The organism is Streptomyces gilvosporeus (genome assembly GCF_002082195.1).
Taxonomy (GTDB): domain Bacteria; phylum Actinomycetota; class Actinomycetes; order Streptomycetales; family Streptomycetaceae; genus Streptomyces; species Streptomyces gilvosporeus.
The window spans coordinates 4,634,445-4,651,459 of the sequence record NZ_CP020569.1; the positions used below are offsets into that span (position 1 = coordinate 4,634,445).

At 73.0% G+C, this 17,015-nt stretch carries 16 protein-coding genes and 1 riboswitch; of the genes, 10 read left to right on the forward strand and 6 right to left on the reverse strand.

The genetic code is table 11. The annotated features are described in order from the left end of the window. Positions 1-7 precede the first annotated feature (7 nt). On the forward strand, positions 8-184 hold the full coding sequence (locus B1H19_RS39300; protein ID WP_203237190.1) for a DUF5708 family protein: 177 nt from the start codon (positions 8-10) through the stop codon (positions 182-184). Positions 185-288: 104 nt separating this feature from the next. Here B1H19_RS39300 and B1H19_RS20600 read toward each other — a convergent pair whose 3' ends face one another. The 4 genes from B1H19_RS20600 to B1H19_RS20615 all read right to left on the reverse strand — a co-directional run bounded on the left by B1H19_RS20600 (position 289) and on the right by B1H19_RS20615 (position 2,784). Beyond that, on the reverse strand, positions 289-744 hold the full coding sequence (locus B1H19_RS20600) for a DUF6344 domain-containing protein (protein ID WP_083106107.1): 456 nt from the start codon (positions 742-744) through the stop codon (positions 289-291). 283 nt (positions 745-1,027) lie between these two features. Further along, a complete protein-coding gene (locus B1H19_RS20605) occupies positions 1,028-1,504 on the reverse strand; it encodes a DUF5994 family protein (protein ID WP_083106108.1) in 477 nt (158 codons plus the stop codon). A gap of 60 nt (positions 1,505-1,564) precedes the next feature. After that, the gene (locus B1H19_RS20610) at positions 1,565-2,551 is read right to left on the reverse strand and encodes an acyl-CoA desaturase (protein WP_083106109.1); all 987 of its coding nucleotides are present in this window, start codon (positions 2,549-2,551) and stop codon (positions 1,565-1,567) included. Next, the gene (locus B1H19_RS20615; protein WP_083106110.1) at positions 2,548-2,784 is read right to left on the reverse strand and encodes a hypothetical protein; all 237 of its coding nucleotides are present in this window, start codon (positions 2,782-2,784) and stop codon (positions 2,548-2,550) included. The genes B1H19_RS20610 and B1H19_RS20615 overlap by 4 nt, the downstream gene beginning before the upstream one ends. Before the next feature lie 233 nt (positions 2,785-3,017). Here B1H19_RS20615 and B1H19_RS20620 point away from each other — a divergent pair, with 233 nt between their 5' ends. From B1H19_RS20620 to B1H19_RS20640, 5 genes are all read left to right on the forward strand, one after another. After that, positions 3,018-3,473: a tellurite resistance TerB family protein gene (locus B1H19_RS20620; protein ID WP_083106111.1), complete on the forward strand. Its 456-nt coding sequence runs from the start codon at positions 3,018-3,020 to the stop codon at positions 3,471-3,473. Between the two features lie 215 nt (positions 3,474-3,688). Then, a complete protein-coding gene (locus tag B1H19_RS20625; RefSeq protein ID WP_083106112.1) occupies positions 3,689-4,111 on the forward strand; it encodes a BlaI/MecI/CopY family transcriptional regulator in 423 nt (140 codons plus the stop codon). A 3-nt stretch (positions 4,112-4,114) separates the two neighbouring features. Next, the gene (locus B1H19_RS20630) at positions 4,115-5,080 is read left to right on the forward strand and encodes a M56 family metallopeptidase (RefSeq protein WP_083106113.1); all 966 of its coding nucleotides are present in this window, start codon (positions 4,115-4,117) and stop codon (positions 5,078-5,080) included. A gap of 174 nt (positions 5,081-5,254) precedes the next feature. Further along, positions 5,255-5,503, forward strand: coding sequence for a hypothetical protein (locus B1H19_RS20635; protein ID WP_237289418.1), 249 nt, complete (start codon positions 5,255-5,257; stop codon positions 5,501-5,503). 291 nt (positions 5,504-5,794) lie between these two features. Further along, complete coding sequence (locus B1H19_RS20640) at positions 5,795-7,135, forward strand: LCP family protein (protein WP_083109767.1); 1,341 nt, start codon at positions 5,795-5,797, stop codon at positions 7,133-7,135. A 509-nt stretch (positions 7,136-7,644) separates the two neighbouring features. Here B1H19_RS20640 and B1H19_RS20645 read toward each other — a convergent pair. Next, positions 7,645-7,917: a DUF1876 domain-containing protein gene (locus tag B1H19_RS20645; protein ID WP_237289419.1), complete on the reverse strand. Its 273-nt coding sequence runs from the start codon at positions 7,915-7,917 to the stop codon at positions 7,645-7,647. A gap of 325 nt (positions 7,918-8,242) precedes the next feature. Here B1H19_RS20645 and B1H19_RS20650 point away from each other — a divergent pair, with 325 nt between their 5' ends. Next, the gene (locus B1H19_RS20650; RefSeq protein WP_083106114.1) at positions 8,243-9,469 is read left to right on the forward strand and encodes an MFS transporter; all 1,227 of its coding nucleotides are present in this window, start codon (positions 8,243-8,245) and stop codon (positions 9,467-9,469) included. Positions 9,470-9,502: 33 nt separating this feature from the next. On the opposite strand, the gene cobN is transcribed toward B1H19_RS20650, so the two are convergent. Then, on the reverse strand, positions 9,503-13,159 hold the full coding sequence (gene cobN, locus B1H19_RS20655; protein ID WP_083106115.1) for a cobaltochelatase subunit CobN: 3,657 nt from the start codon (positions 13,157-13,159) through the stop codon (positions 9,503-9,505). A 56-nt stretch (positions 13,160-13,215) separates the two neighbouring features. Further along, positions 13,216-13,288: riboswitch (cobalamin riboswitch) on the reverse strand. A gap of 170 nt (positions 13,289-13,458) precedes the next feature. Between cobN and cobG the strand changes: the two genes are divergently transcribed. The 3 genes from cobG to B1H19_RS20670 are packed head-to-tail and all read left to right on the forward strand — an operon-like array spanning position 13,459 to position 16,981. Then, entirely contained in the window at positions 13,459-14,817 is a 1,359-nt protein-coding gene (cobG, locus tag B1H19_RS20660) for a precorrin-3B synthase (RefSeq protein ID WP_237289421.1), read from the forward strand. A 2-nt stretch (positions 14,818-14,819) separates the two neighbouring features. Beyond that, positions 14,820-15,452, forward strand: coding sequence for a precorrin-8X methylmutase (locus B1H19_RS20665; protein WP_083109768.1), 633 nt, complete (start codon positions 14,820-14,822; stop codon positions 15,450-15,452). Beyond that, on the forward strand, positions 15,449-16,981 hold the full coding sequence (locus B1H19_RS20670) for a precorrin-2 C(20)-methyltransferase (protein WP_203237191.1): 1,533 nt from the start codon (positions 15,449-15,451) through the stop codon (positions 16,979-16,981). The genes B1H19_RS20665 and B1H19_RS20670 overlap by 4 nt, the downstream gene beginning before the upstream one ends. Positions 16,982-17,015 lie beyond the last annotated feature (34 nt).

Sequence of the window (17,015 nt, forward strand, 5' to 3'; positions counted from 1 at the left end):
AGGAACGATGAAGGACATAGCGATCGGCGTTTTCCTGGCGATCGTCGGCGTGGTCCTCTGGCTGACCACCCAACAGGTGGAGACACCGGTCGTCTCGCTGCACAAGGCGGGTCTGGTGCTGGCGGTCGTCGGCGCCGCGGAGGCCCTGTTCGCGCTGGTGAGGCTGGGGAAGGCCAGGAAGTGACGACATGAGGTCCGGGCACACACAGGCCCGGCGGTGTCCGCACCGGGTGCGGTACACCGCCGGGCCGCCCGCTGTTCCGGCCGCCTCTCCTCGGCCGTACGACGTCAAGCGGGACAGGCGGAGTACTCCCGTCTTCGAGCCGCTGGGATGGCGGCGGGGATCTCGTGCTGGCCGACGTTGGTGTGCAGCACGGCCCCGGCGGGGACGATGGGCAGCGGCTCGGCGCTGGTGGCGAGCCGGCTGCGCGAGGTGGGCGAGGCCCCGTGGGCCTCGGCGCGCAGGCGCTGCTTGATGGTCGGGGGCAGCTGGAGGCTGCGCAACCTCCGCTGTGCGTGGCCGAGTTGCCCGTAGAGCGGCACCCGGGCCGGTGCGGGGGCGGGCCGCTCGGTGCACGGCCGGGCGAAGGTGGGGGGCACGGGGCGCGCGGCACGCTCGTCCAGCGTGGCCTCCCGGCGGGCCGCCGAGGCGTGGGCCGAAACGCCCAACGACGCGAGCAGCTTGCCGAGTACGGCAAGGCAGACCGCCCAGAACTTCATGACCTTGGCCTTGGTCGCCGCCATGGCCCCTCACTTTCGGTCGGATCCCGGCGGGAGAGGCGTGCGGGCGCACGGCCGCCGGGATCGGTGGTGCATCGGAGCGCTCCAGATCGGTGGAGATCTGTTGCGTTTTCTTATGATGAGTACGCAATGCGAGGATCCGAGGACCGACGCCCCCTCATCGGCGTTCTTCCGATGAACACCATCCGGTTGGCCCAGCGGGACCCGGCGGTGAACACGGCCTGGAATCGCTGCGCGGCCGCCTGGCCGGCCGCGCGGCGGCCGTCCGCCCGCCGCCGTACCGGGATCAGCCCGGCTCCGCCCCCGCCGCCCCCTCCCGCGTCATCCGGGCCATGGCCGCCACCGCCTCGGCCTCCGGCGTCTCCGGCGCGATGATCAGCAGGTCCCAGCGGCCGTGGCCGGCCGCGACCAGGCAGACGGTGTCCGGCCCCGGCCGGGGGATCCTGGTGCGGCGCAGGCGGACGACATGGTCCGCGACGAGGATGCGGCTGGGCAGGGCGGACCAGACGGCGCCGTTGACGGTGGCGTGGGTGATGCGGGGCCAGTCGAAGGGCAACGCCTGGAGAAGTTCGGGCAGTTCGATCAGCAGATCGGTGGAGTGCGGCCACCAGGCGCCGTCGATGCGCCGCACGACGGGGCCGGGCGGGGCGATGGCCAGCCGGGCCACGGGCGGGGGTTCGGGGTGCGGAGGGGCCGCGGGTTCGGGGGGTGCGGGGGATTCGGGGGCTTCGTGGAGGGACGGCCCGAGGGGGGCGGTGGTCATGGTGTGCTCCTGCCGGTGCACAGGTAGGTGGAGGGATATGGTCCTGGTCGTACCCGTATCTCAGCCCGCCTCGATGCGGCGGGCGGCGAGGCGGGCGGGATCCGGCCAGCGCACGTTCCACACCCAGCCGGCGCGTTCGAAGAGCCGGATGAGGGCCGCGGACACATCGAGCTGACCGCGGTCGACGCCGTGCCGGGCGCAGGTCGGATCGGCATGGTGCAGGTTGTGCCAGCTCTCGCCGAAGGAGAGCAGGGCCAGCGGCCACAGATTCGTCGCCCGGTCGTGGCGGCGGGTGCGGAAGGGCCGCTCGCCGATGACATGGCACAGGGAATTCACGCTCCAAGTGACGTGGTGCAGGAGCGCGATCCGGATGAAGCCCGCCCACAGGAGGGCGGTCAGACCCGTGACCCAGGAGCCGCCGATCGCCCAGCCCAGTGCGAACGGGAGGGCCAGGGTGACCGCGCAGAGGACGGGAAAGGCGCGGTCGACGGCGCGGATGCCGGGGTCGGCGAGGAGGTCGGGGGCGTAGCGCTGGTGCGAGGTGGGGTCGTCGCCGAACAGCCAGCCGATATGCGAGTGGACCAGTCCGCGCAGCTGGGCGCGCAGACCGGTGCCGTAGCGGTAGGGGGAGTGCGGGTCCCCGGGCCGGTCGGTGAAGGCGTGGTGGCGGCGGTGGGTGGCGACCCAGTCGATGACGTCGCCCTGGAAGCTGAGCGATCCGGCGACGGCGAGCGCGATGCGCAGCGCGGGGGCGGCGGTGTAGCTGCCGTGGGTGAGGCCGCGATGGAAGCCGACGGTGACGCCGAGGCCGGAGACGGCGTAGAAGACGGCCAGGAGGACGAGGTCGAGGGGGCCGACGACGCTGCCCCACAGAAGGGGGATGGCGACGGCGAGGCCGACGAACGGCGCGACGACGATGATGCCGGTGATCGTGACGTAGATCCGGCGGCCGGGGGTCGGCGGAGCGCCCGCCTCGGCGGTGGGGAAGGGCGAGGTCCCGTCGTACTCGGGCGGCGAGGGGGCGGGGGGACGGGTTGCGGAGGTCACCGGGTGTCGCTCCTCCAGGGCGGCTCTCCGCGGGTGGATGGCGGGGGCTCCGGCGGTTCGGCGAGGGGCTCGTCCTGGGGGCGTCTGGGCGTCCGGTGCAGGAACGGCGGGTGCAGGTCGGCGTGGTGGTGGATGGCCATCCGTCCCGCCTGCTGCCCGTTGAGCCGCGAGATGAAGGCCGCGCCCAGCGCGATCAGCGCCAGCAGGACGACCACGGTCAAGACGATCTGCATGGTTGCTCACCTCGGAATCCCATGCCGCATCTCATGCCGCATCCGATGCCACTTTCCCTCGGTGATTCCACCGTACCCGCACCAACCACGTAAATCGCCTGATAGGTGCCGATTACCCCCGCAGTCGGGGCGCCGCATGGGGCGAGGCCGTCCGTACTCGACCTTCTACAACGATGTAGATTTTACTTTCACGTGACCATTTGCATGACCGAACATGACCGAAGGAGAGACCCATGGCCCTGTGGGACCGCATCAAGGACTCCGCCCAGACGATGCAGCACCAGCTGATCGCCAAGAAGAACGACCTCAAGAGCGGCGCCTTCCGCGATGCGAGCATGGCGATCTGCGCCCTGGTGGCGGCCGCGGACGGCACGATCGATCCGAGCGAACGGCGACGGGTGGCGCAGCTGATCGCCACCAACGAGGTGCTCCAGAACTTCGCCGCCGACGATCTCCAGCGCCGCTTCGACGGCTATCTGGACAAGCTCACCGCCGACTTCGACTTCGGCAAGGTCGCCGTGATGCAGGAGATAGCCAAGGTGCAGAAGAAGCCGGCCGAGGCGCGGGCGGTGATCCAGATCGGCATCGTCATCGGCGGCGCGGACGGGGACTTCGACAAGACCGAGCAGGCCGTGGTACGCGAGGCGTGCTTTGCGCTGGACATCGCGCCGGGCGAATTCGACCTCTGAGGGAGGGGAGCCAGGGGAGGGCCGGGGGCGCGGAGCTCGGCGGCGGGAAGGAGCCCCCGCCTCGGTCCCCGCCCCGGCCCCGCCCTCATCCGGTCCGGTCTCCGCCCCGCCCCGATGTACGGCCGTCCGCCCCGCCCGTCTCAGTAAGATGCCCCGACGTCACGATCCCGGCGCACCCGGCCGGCGGGACGTCCGGCGCGACGGGAGGCGACGACATGGCAGGCAAGCCCTTCGGGAACGCCCGTCGGCGCGGGCAGGGGCAGTTGGAGGCCCAGGTGCTGGGCGCGCTGCACCACGCGCCCGGCCCCGCCACCGCCGCCCGGGTCCAGGAGCGGCTCGGCGGCGACCTCGCGTACACCACCGTCATGACGATCCTGTCCCGGCTGCACGCCAAGGGCGCCGTCACCCGCGAACGGGCCGGCCGCTCCTACGTATGGACCCCCGCCGCCGACGAGGCGGGGCTCGCCGCGCTGCGGATGCGCCGCGTTCTGGACGGCGAACCGGACCGCGATGCCGTCCTGACCAGCTTCGTCTCCGCGCTCTCCGCCCATGACGAACAGTTGCTGCGCACCCTCCTGGACCGCGCGGGCGCCGAGGATCCGGCCCCCGGCGCGGACCGGGAAGCGCGCGGAGGCTGACCGGTGGGCGTGTTCGTGTTCCTGCCGCTGGTGCTGCCGCTCACCGCACTGCCGATCGCCCGGCTCGCCGAGCAGCATCTGCACCCCCGCGGCAGCACCCGCCTGCTGACCCTGCTCGCCGCCGTCCTGGGCCTGTGCAGCACGCTGTGCCTGGGGCTGCTGATGGTCGTCGGCACGGCCCAATTGCCCGGCAATCCGCTGCCCGACGGCTGGTCGGACCCGGCGGTACGGGCCGCGGTTCCCGGTGCGGAGATCGCCGGATCCGCCGCGATCCCCCTGCTGGCCGCCGCCCTGACCGGGTGCGCCGCGGCGCTGCGCCGGCATCTGCGCGTCCTCGCCCGGACCCACCGCGCGCTGGCCGGGCTGCCGGGCGGCTCGGACACCGCGGTACTGCCGGACGACGAGGCATACGCCTACGCCGTGCCCGGTATCCCCGGGCGGCCGGGCCGTCCCGGCCGCCCGGGACGGATCGCGGTCTCCCGCGGCATGCTGCGCAGCCTGGACGACGACGAGCGGCGCGCCCTGTTCGCGCACGAACGGGCCCATCTGCGCTGCCGTCACCACCGCTACCTCCTCGCCGTACGCCTCGCGAGCTGCGTCAACCCCCTGCTCCTTCCGCTGCGTTCGGCGGTCGCCTTCAGCACCGAGCGCTGGGCGGACGAGGAGGCGGCCCGGGCGGTGGGCGACCGGCGGCTGACCGCCCGCGCGGTGGGCAGGGCGGCGCTGATCGCCCGTCCCGCCCCGTATCCGGGGCTGGCACACTTCGCGGCGCCCGAACCGGGGCCGGTGCCGCGCCGGGTGGCCGCGCTGCTGGCGCCCGTACCGCCGGCCCGCAGCTGGCCGCCCGCGCTGACCCCGGCGGGCCTGGCCGCGCTGGTCGCCGCCGCGGGCACCGCCGCCTCCGCGCTGTCCGCGCTGAACGCGGCGGTAGCCCTCTTCGTCGTTCTCAAGGCGGCAACGCCGCTGTGAGTGCACACTTGGCCCAGGTACTCCCCGTACGTCCGTACCACTCGCCCCGCGCGGTGCCCGGTGCTGTGATCCCTCGCACACCGGTCGGCTTCCCGATCAACTTCTACAGGACTGTAGAAACGGCCGGTAGGCTGACGACCCACACATGCGCAACAGGCGCGGCCGGAGGGGGAGATGGCGACGACGTGCGGACTCCTGACCTGGGACAGCCCGCCTCCGGACGGGGAGGTGCAATGGGTCTATCAGCCCGTGGAGGTCCAATACCCCGACGGCAGTTGGGAGTTGGGGCGGATCAGTGGCTGGTGGACGGACGAGAAGGGCGAGGTGTGGTGCCGACTGCGCACCGTGCCCGGCGGCACCCCGCCGCGGTGGCAGCGCTACGACCCGGAGTCCGTACGGCTGCTGCCGAGCGCCGGGATCTGACGGGACACGGGCCGCTGCGCCCGGGCCCGTCCGCCCGCGCCGTGTCCGCCTCCCGTTCGGAACGACAGAAGGACCAGAAGGGCCACCGGCGTGGATGACAGGCAGACCCAGCAACTGAGGGGGGTCCGACGGCCCGACGGCGGATCCGGGAGGTCCGGGCGCTCCGGTGACTCCGGCGCGGCCGGGTCCGCGGACGAGGGCGCGACCCCGTCCCGCGGCTCGGGCAGGGGATCCCGTCGGCGCGGCGAGGGCACCGCGGACGCGCGGTCGCGGCGCGCCGGCAAGGTCCGGATGACCCGGCGCGGCCGGATCCTCGCCTGGACCGGCGGGGTGCTCGGCGTGGCGCTGCTCGCCACGGCCGGCGTCGGCGTCTGGGCGTACTTCGACCTGAACGGCAACATCCACGGCGCGGACATCGCGATCGACGGTGACCGGCCGGCCAACCTCAGCCCCGGCTCCAAGAACATCCTGCTGGTCGGTTCCGACAGCCGCGCGGGCGCCAACGCCAAGTACGGCAAGAACCTCACCACCATGCAGTCGGACACGCTGCTGGTGCTGCACATCGCCGCCAACCACAAGTGGGCGACAGCGCTGTCCTTCCCCCGCGACTCGTATGTGCCGATCCCCTCCTGCACGCGCGGCGACGGTACGAAGTCCACCCCGCACAGCTTCAAGATCAACGAGGCGTTCTCCATCGGCGGTGACGGCGGCAGCGTCAGCAAGGCCGCCTCCTGCACCATCAAGACCGTCGAGCAGAACACCGGACTGCGGATCGACAACTTCGCCTCGATCGACTTCCAGGGCTTCAAGGGCATGGTCAACGCCCTGGACGGCATCGAGGTCTGCCCCAAGCACGCCATCCATGACAAGAAGGCCCATCTCGACCTGGAGGCGGGCTGCCAGACCGTACGGGACGAGAAGGCGCTCGGGTACGTGCGCACCCGCTACAGCGTCGGCGACGGCTCCGACCTGGGACGCATCGGGCGCCAGCAGGAGTTCATGAAGGCGCTGGGCAAGAAGGCCCAGGACAAGCTCGCCAGCCCGGGCGCGCTCTACGACTTCCTGACCGCGGTGACCAAATCCCTCACCACCGACCAGGATCTGAAGAGCCTGACGGCCCTCACCAGCCTCGCCTCCACGGTCAAGGACATCCCCAGCGACCGGCTGACCTTCGTCACCGTCCCGAACTACTACCGCGAGGCCGACGTCCCCACCGACCACGCCAATGTGGTCTGGCAGTACCCCGAGGCCACCCAGCTGTTCAGCGATATCGCCCATGACCGCGAAACCGGCGCCGCCGGGAAGCAGAAGCTCGCCGACGCCGCAAAGAACCCGGTGACCGCCCACTCCGTCCGCGTCCGGGTCCTCAACGGCACCGGCACCCCCGGCCAGGCCGCCACCGCCGCCGAGCAGCTGCGCAAGATCGGCTTCACGGTCACCACCACCGGCAACGCCCCGGCCAGCGACAAGACCACGATCACCTACCCTTCCGGCCTGACGACCCAGGCCGAGGTCCTCTCCGGCCACCTGCGCGCCACCAAGGCGACGGCGTCGGCCCAGGCGACACCGGGCGAGGTGACACTGACGGTGGGACCGGACTTCGCCAAGGTCATCGGCGGAATCGGCAGCTAGTGCCGGCGTGCGGTACCGCCCTCTCGTACGGACATCGCGTACCGACGTCTGGTACCGACATCTAGTACGGGGGGCGGACACCCCCGGCCGGCCGGGGGTGTCCGCCAGGGCGCCGAGGGCGAGGCCGGCCGTGTTGTTCGCCCAGTCGACCGGCTGGCAGGACCGTACGGGATCGAGCGTCTGCAACAGCTCGACCAGCGCCCACGTCCCCGAGCCCGCGAGCGTCACGGCGAGCGGCCGCCGCGAGGCCAGCGTGCCCAGCAGCCCGAGCGGCACCCACAGCACCACGTTGACCGCGTTGTGCGCGAAACCGCCGGTGAGCGTATTCAGGACCGCGACCACCACGAGGACCAGCGTGAGCGCCGCCATCACGGCGCCGTGCGGAGAAGAGGGCATGCAGGCCAACCTATGCCCGCCATGGCACGCCATGCCACAACGTCACATGCTGCCCAGCAGAAGCTCCCTACTCCTACTCCCTGCACCGCCGGGCCACTGGCCTCACACCGGCCTCACGGATGCAGCCGCTCCACCGGCTTGGCGGTATGGACCTCGATGTCATGCGCGGCCCGCTGCAACAGCTGATGGCTCAGGTCCGACAGCGCCCGCGCCGCCGCCAGTTCGTCCCCGATCGCCGGGACGTTCTCGTCCGCCGGATTCCGCCGCGCCGTCCCCTGGCCGACCATCTGCCCGCCTTCCTTGCCACGCAGCCTGGCCTCGGCCCTGGCCTCGTCGCCTGATTCGGTGATGCTGATCTCCGCGTCCCACATCTTCTTCTCAGTCACCGGAAGCCTCCTCGTACGCCCCCGAGCACCGCCTCTGCTCACCCCGTCATCAACACTCCCCCCAAAAATCGTCGCACCGCCGCGCACCCACCGCACTCGGTGCCCGCCACCGCCCCTCACCGACCCCTTCACTGTTCATAACACCGAACTCCGGCGAGGGGTTGCATCCCCACCGTGACCGCCGCCGAGACCACCGCCGGCGCCTACGGCCCCACGTCCCCGCGGCCCCCACTGCCGGGTCGCAAACCTGCCAGACCCCGGCCGACGCCCCTGCTGAACTGGTGAGCACCGCTTCCCCCGTCACCCCGCTCACCAGGACACCCCCATGCCGCATGCCTCCACCACCGTCGCCCGGCTCGCTCCCGTCCCCCCGGCGCTCCCCCGCTCCCCGCTCCTCAGCTGGCTCGCCGTCACCGCCGTCACCCTCGGCATCTTCTCCATCGTCACCACCGAGATCCTGCCGATCGGCCTCCTGACCGCCATCGGCGCCGACTTCCGCGTCTCGGACGGTACGGCCGGCCTGATGATGACCCTCCCGGGCATCCTGGCCGCCGTGGCCGCCCCCGCCGTCACCGTGGCCACCGCCCGCATCGACCGCCGGTCGATGCTGTGCGCCCTCACCCTGCTGCTGGCCCTGGCCGACGTCCTCGCCGCGGCCGCCCCCGCCTACTGGCTCGTCCTAGCCTCCCGCGTCCTGGTCGGCGTCACCATAGGCGGCTACTGGTCCATCGCCGCCGGCCTGGCCGACCGCCTCGTACGTCCCGGAGCGGTCCCCCGCGCCACGGCGGTGATCTTCTCCGCCGTCCCCCTGGGCTCCGTCCTCGGCGTCCCGGCCGGCACCTTCCTCGGCGACCGGGCAGGCTGGCGCGCGGCATTCCTCGCCATGGCCGTCCTCACAACGGCCGTGCTCGTCATGCTGATGCTCCTGCTCCCCGCGCTCCCCGCCGTCCGCATCACCCGCCTCGGCGTGCTGCGCGCCATGGTCCGAGGCGTCCACACGCGGTTCACCCTGCTGCTGACGTTCCTGATCGTCCTGGCCCACTTCGGCGCCTACACCTATGTGACGCCCTTCCTCCAGCACGTCACCCATGCCGGCCCGGGCCTCATCACCGGCTTTCTCCTCGCCTACGGAGCCGCCGGCATCCTCGGCAACTTCCTCGGCGGCGCCGCCCTCGCCCGCCATCCGCACGCCACGTTCGCCGCCGCGGCCTGCGCGCTCGCCACGGCGACCGTGCTGCTCCCCGTACTCGGCCACGGCACGACCGGCGCGCTCGCCCTGCTCCTCCTCTGGGGCATCGCCTACGGCGCCGTTCCCGTCTGCTCCCAGACCTGGTTCACCCGGTCCGCCCCCCACGCCCCGGAAGCCGCCTCGGTCCTCTTCACCGCGTCCTTCCAGGCCACCATCGCCCTCGGCGCGCTGGCCGGTGGCGTGGTGGTGGACCGTACGTCCCCCTCGGCGGTGATGACCCTGGGCGGCACGGCCGCGGCCCTGGCGGCGGCGGCCGTGTGGCTCCACTTCGCCCGGCGCCCGCAGTGGCCCGCCGGTTCGTGACCGGGGGCGCTACCCGGGCCGGGCGACGGCGCCTCAGTCCTCCCCGTCCTCCGAGTCGCCCTCCAGCTCGCCCTCCGTCTCCAGGAAGACGTCCCGCAGCGCCGCCAGCGTCTCCGCGTCCGGCTTCTCCCACATGCCGCGGGATTCGGCCTCCAGGAGGCGTTCGGCGATGCCGTGCAGGGCCCAGGGGTTGGCGTCCTGGAGGAAGGCGCGGTTGTCGGGGTCGAGGACGTAGGTCTGGGCGAGTTTGTCGTACATCCAGTCGGCGACGACGCCCGTGGTGGCGTCGTAGCCGAAGAGGTAGTCGACGGTGGCGGCCAGTTCGAAGGCGCCCTTGTAGCCGTGGCGGCGCATCGCGTCGATCCAGCGGGGGTTGACGACCCGGGCGCGGAAGACGCGGGAGGTCTCCTCGACGAGGGAGCGGGTGCGGACGGTCTCGGGGCGGGTGGAGTCGCCGATGTACGCCTCGGGGGCCTTGCCCTTGAGCGCCTTGACCGTGGCCACCATGCCGCCGTGGTACTGGAAGTAGTCGTCCGAGTCGGCGATGTCGTGTTCGCGGGTGTCGGTGTTCTTGGCAGCGACGGCGATGCGCTTGTAGGCGGTCTCCATCTCGTCGCGCGCCGGGCGGCCCTCCAGGCCGCGGCCGTAGGCGTAGCCGCCCCAGACCGTGTAGACCTCGGCGAGGTCGGCGTCGGTGCGCCAGTCGCGGGAGTCGATCAGCTGGAGCAGACCCGCGCCGTACGTCCCCGGGCGGGAGCCGAAGATCCTGGTGGTGGCGCGGCGTTCGTCACCGTGGGCGGCGAGATCGGCCTGCGCGTGGGCGCGGACGAAATTGTCGGCGGCGGGCTCGTCCAGCTGGGCCGCGAGCCGTACGGCGTCGTCCAGCAGGCCGATGACGTGCGGGAAGGCGTCGCGGAAGAAGCCGGAGATGCGCAGGGTGACATCGATGCGGGGGCGGCCCAGTTCGGCGAGCGGCATGGGCTCCAGGCCGGTGACACGGCGGGAGGCGTCGTCCCAGACGGGGCGGATGCCGAGCAGGGCGAGGGCCTCGGCGACGTCGTCGCCGCTGGTGCGCATCGCGCTGGTGCCCCACAGGGACAGGCCCACCGACTGCGGCCAGTCGCCGTTGTCGCTGCGGTAGCGCTCCAGGAGGGAGTCGGCCAGCGCCTGGCCGGTCTCCCAGGCTAGGCGGGAGGGGACGGCCTTGGGGTCGACGGAGTAGAAGTTGCGGCCGGTCGGCAGGACGTTGACCAGGCCGCGCAGCGGCGAGCCGGAGGGGCCGGCCGGGACGAAGCCGCCGTTCAGGGCGTGCACGGCGTGGTCGATTTCGTCGGTGGTCGAGGAGAGACGGGGGACGACCTGCCGGGCGGCGAAGTCGAGGACGGCCTGGACCTGGTCGCCGTATCCGGCGGCCGCCGATGCCACCGCCGCCGGGTCCCAGTCGGCGTCCTCCATCGCCTGGACGAGGGAACGCGCCGTCTCCTCCGCCGCATCGGCCGTCGTACGGGTCGCCGCGGACTCGTCCAGCCCGAGCGCCTCGCGCAGACCGGGCAGGGCCGAGGTGCCGCCCCAGATCTGGCGGGCGCGCAGGATCGCGAGGACGAGGTTGACGCGGGCTTCGCCGGTCGGGGCGCCGCCCAGGACGTGCAGACCGTCGCGGATCTGGGCGTCCTTGACCTCGCACAGCCAGCCGTCGACGTGCAGCAGGAAGTCGTCGAAACCGTCGTCGTCGGGGCGGTCTTCCAGGCCCAGGTCGTGGTCGAGCTTGGCGGCCTGGATCAGGGTCCAGATCTGGGCGCGGATGGCGGGGAGTTTGGCCGGGTCCATGGAGGAGATCGCGGCGTATTCGTCCAGCAGCTGTTCCAGGCGCGCGATGTCGCCGTAGGACTCGGCGCGGGCCATCGGCGGGACGAGGTGGTCGACGAGGGTGGCGTGCACGCGGCGCTTGGCCTGGGTGCCCTCGCCGGGGTCGTTGACCAGGAACGGGTAGATGAGGGGGAGGTCGCCGAGTGCGGCGTCCGGGCCGCAGGCGGCGGACAGTCCGGCGTTCTTGCCCGGCAGCCATTCCAGGTTGCCGTGCTTGCCCAGGTGGACCATGGCGTCCGCGCCGAACCCGCCGTCCTCGGCGGTCGCGGCGATCCAGCGGTAGGCCGCCAAGTAGTGGTGCGAGGGCGGCAGATCGGGGTCGTGGTAGATCGCGATCGGGTTCTCGCCGAAGCCGCGCGGCGGCTGGATCAGGATGAGCAGATTGCCGCGGCGCAGCGCGGCCAGCACGATGTCGCCCTCGGGGTTGCGGCTGCGGTCGACGAACATCTCGCCGGGCGGCGGGCCCCAGTGCTCCTCGACCGCATCGCGCAGTTCCTGCGGGAGGGTGGCGTACCAGCGCGTGTAGTCGGCGGCCGGGATCCGGACCGGATTGCGGGCCAGTTGCTCCTCGGTGAGCCACTCCTGGTCGTGGCCGCCGGCCTCGATGAGCGCGTAGATCAGCTCGTCGCCGTCGCCGGACGCGAGGCCGGGGACCTCTTCCGTCCCGAAGTCGTAGCCCTCGGCACGAAGACGGCGCAGGAGGGCGACGGCACTGGCCGGGGTGTCCAGGCCGACCGCGTTGCCGATCCGGGAGTGCTTGGTCGGGTACGCGGACAGCACGAGGGCCAGGCGCTTGTCGGCGTTGGGGATGTGGCGCAGCCGGGCGTGGCGTACGGCGATCCCGGCGACGCGGGCGGCGCGCTCGGGGTCGGCGACGTACACCGGCAGACCGTCCTCGTCGACCTCCTTGAAGGAGAACGGGACGGTGATCAGCCGGCCGTCGAACTCGGGGACGGCGATCTGCGAGGCGGCGTCCAGCGGCGACAGGCCCTCGTCGTTCTCCTCCCAGGCGGCGCGCGAACCGGTCAGGCACAGCGCCTGGAGGATGGGCACGTCCAGGGCGGCGAGCGCACCCGCGTCCCAGGACTCGTCGTCGCCGCCCGCGGACGCCTCGGCGGGCTTGGTGCCGCCCGCGGCGAGGACGGTGGTGACGATGGCGTCGGCGGTCCGCAGGGCTTCGATCAGCTCCGGCTCGGGGGCGCGCAGCGAGGCGACGAAGAGGGGCAGCGGGCGGCCGCCGGCCTCCTCGATCTGCGTGCAGAGCGCGTCCACGAAGGCGGTGTTGCCGCTCATGTGGTGGGCGCGGTAGTAGAGCACGGCGACGGTCGGGCCGGTCACGTCGCCGCGGGCCGCGCGCTCCAGGGGGCCCCAGGCGGGCGCGGCGGCCGGGGGCTCGAAGCCGTGGCCGGTCAGCAGAACGGTGTCGGACAGGAAGCGGGCCAGCTGGCCGAGGTTGGCCGGGCCGCCGTGTGCCAGATAGGCGTGCGCCTCGGCCGCAATGCCGACCGGGACCGTGGACTGCTCCATGAGCTGGGCGTCGGGCGCCTGTTCACCGGTCAGGACGACCACCGGACGGTGCTGGTCCGCGGCGAGCAGCAGGTCCAGGCCCTCCTGCCAGGCGCGGATGCCGCCCAGGAGACGCACGACGACCAGGTCGGTGCCCTCCAGAAGCTCAGGCAGCGCACCGAGGTCGAGGCGGGAGGGGTTGGCGAGGGTGTACGCCACGGGCCCGGTGGCGGCGCGGGCGCTGAGCAGATCGGTGTCGGAGGTCGACAGCAGCAGGATGCGGGGCTGCGGGGAGGTCTCCCCGGACGAATGCAGCATGCGAGCGCAGGCCTTCCTCGGGGTGTCCGCGCCCCGGGTGGTCGTAAGGACGGCGGGAGTTCCTGACTCACCCGGCACGCGCCGGGTTCACAGTGGCGGGACCGCGCCGGATTCTCACCGGGCTTCCTCCCTCGGGCCTGGGGCCCGGCGCCGTCGCTGGCGTCCGGCGGGTCAGCCGACTCGCCGACCTGCATAGTAAGGGCTCCGCCCCGGGCGGGGGAGGGCGCCTCCCGGGCCGCTCCCGTGCGCCCCCGGCAGTCCCGGATCCGGGGTGCGCCGTCGTGGGTATGCTCGCCGCCATGCCGCCCTCCCCCGCACCGCGCCCCCCTGGGCCACAGCCGCCCGTACGGGACCGCGGTGACGCCTGCCCGGGAGCGCTGCGGCTGCACTCCGCGGCCGACGGCAAGCTGGCCCGTGTGCGGCTGCCCGCCGGGGATTTGACGTCGCATCAGGCAGCCGCGCTGGCCGATGCCGCGGAGAGGTTCGGCGACGGCCGTCTCTCCCTGACGTCCCGGGGGAACGTCGAACTGCGCGGCCTTGCCGACGACTGCGGCGCCTCGCTCGGCGGCCTGCTGCGGGACGCCGGTCTGCTGCCCTCCGCACGCCATGAGCGCATCCGCAACATCCTCGCCTCCCCGCTCGCCGGACTCGCCCCTCACACCCCGTCTGACGTGCGGTTGTGGGCCCGTGAACTGGATGCGCTGCTGTGCGCGAGCACCTCGGCGACGGAGCTTTCGGGCCGTTTTCTCTTCGTCCTGGACGGTGGGACGGGGGATGTGGCCGGGCTGGGCGGCGATGTGACCTTGGTCGCAGAGCGGGACGCGGACCGCGCGGACCGGGGTGGCGCACTGCTGCGGGTCGGGGACGATCCGACGGCGGTACGGATCACCGGCGCCGAGGCGCCGCGGGCCGCGCTGGCCGCCGCGGAGGCGTTCCTCGCGGCGGCGCGGGCGAGCGGCAGCGGCGCCTGGAGGGTGCGCGAACTCCCGGCCGGGCATGCGCTGACGGCGCATGCGGTGGCGAAGTCGCTGGAGGCGGCCGGGATCGGGGTGCACGGGGTGGAGCCGTACGGGGACCCGGCGGATGTTTCACGTGAAACATGCGGCCCTGTTTCACGTGAAACATCCGCTCCCGGCATCGTCGAAGGTCCCGACGGCCGCCGCAGCCTCTCCGTCCTGGCTCCGCTCGGGCGCCTCACCGTCACCCAGTGGCGCCTGCTGACCGCCGTCGCCTCCGACGACGGCTCCGGCGAACTGCGCCTCACGCCGTGGCGCGGTGTGGTCCTGCCCGGGCTCCCGGCCGCGACCGCCGCAACCCACCTGCGCGCCTTGGCAGCGGCGGGTCTGATCACCGACCCCGACTCCCCCTGGCACCGGATCACGGCCTGCACCGGGCTGCCCGGCTGCGCCAAGTCCCGTACCGATGTGCGCGCCGACGCCGCGCACGCCATCGCCACCGGCACCACCCCCGTTCCCGCGGGCGCCACCGCTCTCCCCGTCCACTGGTCGGGCTGCGAACGCCGCTGCGGCCATCCACAGGGCGGCGCCTGGGTCGACGTCCTGGCCGGGCCCGACGCCCGGGACGGCTACCGCGCTTCCGTCGTGCGCCCCCGCACCCCTGTCCCCGCCCCCGTCCCCACGATCCCGAAGGCACAGTGACCGTGACCGTGTTCGACTACGAGAAGGACGGCGCCGCGATCTACCGCCAGTCCTTCGCCACTATCCGCGCCGAGGCGGACCTCGGCGGCCTGCCCGCCGACGTCAGCCAGGTCGCGGTCCGGATGATCCACGCCTGCGGCATGGTCGACCTGGTACGCGATCTCGCCTACACGCCGGGCGTGGTGGCCGACGCCCGCGCCGCGCTGCGTGCCGGGGCACCGATCCTGTGCGACGCCAACATGGTGGCCAGCGGCGTGACCCGTAAGCGGCTGCCCGCGGACAACGACGTGGTGTGCACCCTCGCCGACCCGTCCGTCCCGGACCTCGCCGCCCGGATGGGCACCACCCGCAGCGCCGCCGCCATGGAACTGTGGCGCGACCGCCTGGAGGGCTCGGTGGTGGCGATCGGCAACGCCCCCACCTCCCTGTTCCGCCTCCTGGAGATGATCGAGGAGGGCGCGCCCCGCCCGGCCGCCGTCATCGGGATACCCGTCGGCTTCATCGGCGCGGCCGAGTCCAAGGACGCGCTGGTCGCCCACCCGTCGCGGCTGGAGCACATCGTGGTGCGCGGGCGGCGCGGCGGCAGCGCCATGACCGCGGCCGCCGTCAACGCCATCGCGAGCGAGGAAGAATGAGCATGCACGAGCAGCAGGCCACCGCCCGTGCCACCGGCCGCCTGTACGGCGTGGGGCTGGGGCCCGGCGACCCGTCGCTGATGACCGTACGAGCAGTGCAGGTCATCGACCGGGCCGATGTGGTGGCGTATCACAGCGCCCGGCACGGACGGTCCATCGCGCGGTCCATCGCCGCCGAGCACATCCGCCCCGACCACATCGAAGAGGCGCTGATCTACCCGGTCACCACCGAGTCGACCGATCACCCGGGCGGCTACCGCGGCGCGCTCGACGAGTTCTACGAGGCCGCCGCGGCCCGTCTCGCCGCCCACCTCGACGCCGGCCGCACCGTCGCCGTCATCTCCGAGGGCGATCCGCTCTTCTACGGCTCCTACCAGCACATGCACAAGCGACTGGCCGAGCGCTACGAGACCGAGGTCATCCCCGGCGTGACCTCCATCAGCGCCGCCGCGGCCCGCCTGGGCACCCCCCTCGCCGAGGCCGACGAGGTCCTGACGATCCTCCCCGGCACACTCCCCGAGGAGGAACTGACGGCCCGTCTGGCCGCCACCGACGCCGCCGTCGTCATGAAGCTGGGCCGCACCTTCCCCACCGTGCGCCGCGCCATGGAACGCTCCGGCCGTCTGCCCGAGGCGCGCTACGTCGAACGCGCCACCATGTCCGGCGAACGCACCGACGCCCTCGCCGACATCGCCTCCGACACCGTCCCCTACTTCTCCGTCGCCGTCGTCCCCAGCCGCATCGCCAATCCGCCGGCGCCGGCCGATGCTGCGACGGGTGAGGTCGTGGTGGTCGGCACCGGCCCGGCCGGCCCGCTCTGGCTCACCCCGGAGTCCCGCGGCGCCCTCGCCTCCGCCGACGACCTGGTCGGCTACACCACCTACCTCGACCGGGTCCCGGTACGCCCCGGCCAGCGACGGCACGGCTCCGACAACAAGGTCGAGTCCGAACGCGCCGAACTCGCCCTCGATCTGGCCCGCCGCGGCCGCCGGGTGGCCGTGGTCTCCGGCGGCGACCCCGGCATCTTCGCCATGGCGACGGCGGTCCTGGAGGTGGCCTCGCAGGACCCGTACCGCTCCGTGCCGGTACGCGTCCTGCCCGGCGTCACCGCCGCCAACGCCGCCGCGGCCCGCGCCGGCGCGCCCCTCGGCCACGACTACGCGGTCATCTCCCTCTCCGACCGCCTCAAGCCCTGGGAAGTCATCGCCGACCGCCTGCGCGCCGCCGCCGGCGCCGACCTGGCCCTGGCCCTCTACAACCCCGGCTCCCGCTCCCGCACCTGGCAGGTCGCCAAGGCCCGCGAACTCCTCCTGGAACACCGCGCCCCCGACACCCCGGTCATCCTGGCCCGCGACGTGGGCGGCCCCGAGGAATCCGTCCGCACCGTCCGCCTCTCCGACCTGGACCCCGCCCAGGTCGATATGCGCACCCTCCTCCTGGTCGGCTCGTCGCAGACGCAGGTGGCACGGCGGGATGACGGAACGGATGCGGATGTGGTGTGGACGCCTCGGAGGTATCCGGAGGGGTAGGGATGGGCCGCGGCCCCTGCCCTTCTTTGGGCGC

Excerpts from the sequence above, each read along its gene's own strand:
- B1H19_RS39300 (WP_203237190.1), top strand. The coding sequence starts at position 8 with ATGAAGGACATAGCGATCGGCGTTTTCCTGGCGATCGTCGGCGTGGTC.
- B1H19_RS20600 (WP_083106107.1), bottom strand. The coding sequence starts at position 744 with ATGGCGGCGACCAAGGCCAAGGTCATGAAGTTCTGGGCGGTCTGCCTT.
- B1H19_RS20605 (WP_083106108.1), bottom strand. The coding sequence starts at position 1,504 with ATGACCACCGCCCCCCTCGGGCCGTCCCTCCACGAAGCCCCCGAATCC.
- B1H19_RS20615 (WP_083106110.1), bottom strand. The coding sequence starts at position 2,784 with ATGCAGATCGTCTTGACCGTGGTCGTCCTGCTGGCGCTGATCGCGCTG.
- B1H19_RS20620 (WP_083106111.1), top strand. The coding sequence starts at position 3,018 with ATGGCCCTGTGGGACCGCATCAAGGACTCCGCCCAGACGATGCAGCAC.
- B1H19_RS20625 (WP_083106112.1), top strand. The coding sequence starts at position 3,689 with ATGGCAGGCAAGCCCTTCGGGAACGCCCGTCGGCGCGGGCAGGGGCAG.
- B1H19_RS20635 (WP_237289418.1), top strand. The coding sequence starts at position 5,255 with ATGGCGACGACGTGCGGACTCCTGACCTGGGACAGCCCGCCTCCGGAC.
- B1H19_RS20640 (WP_083109767.1), top strand. The coding sequence starts at position 5,795 with ATGACCCGGCGCGGCCGGATCCTCGCCTGGACCGGCGGGGTGCTCGGC.
- B1H19_RS20650 (WP_083106114.1), top strand. The coding sequence starts at position 8,243 with ATGCCGCATGCCTCCACCACCGTCGCCCGGCTCGCTCCCGTCCCCCCG.
- cobN (WP_083106115.1), bottom strand. The coding sequence starts at position 13,159 with ATGCTGCATTCGTCCGGGGAGACCTCCCCGCAGCCCCGCATCCTGCTG.
- cobG (WP_237289421.1), top strand. The coding sequence starts at position 13,459 with ATGCCGCCCTCCCCCGCACCGCGCCCCCCTGGGCCACAGCCGCCCGTA.
- B1H19_RS20670 (WP_203237191.1), top strand. The coding sequence starts at position 15,449 with ATGAGCATGCACGAGCAGCAGGCCACCGCCCGTGCCACCGGCCGCCTG.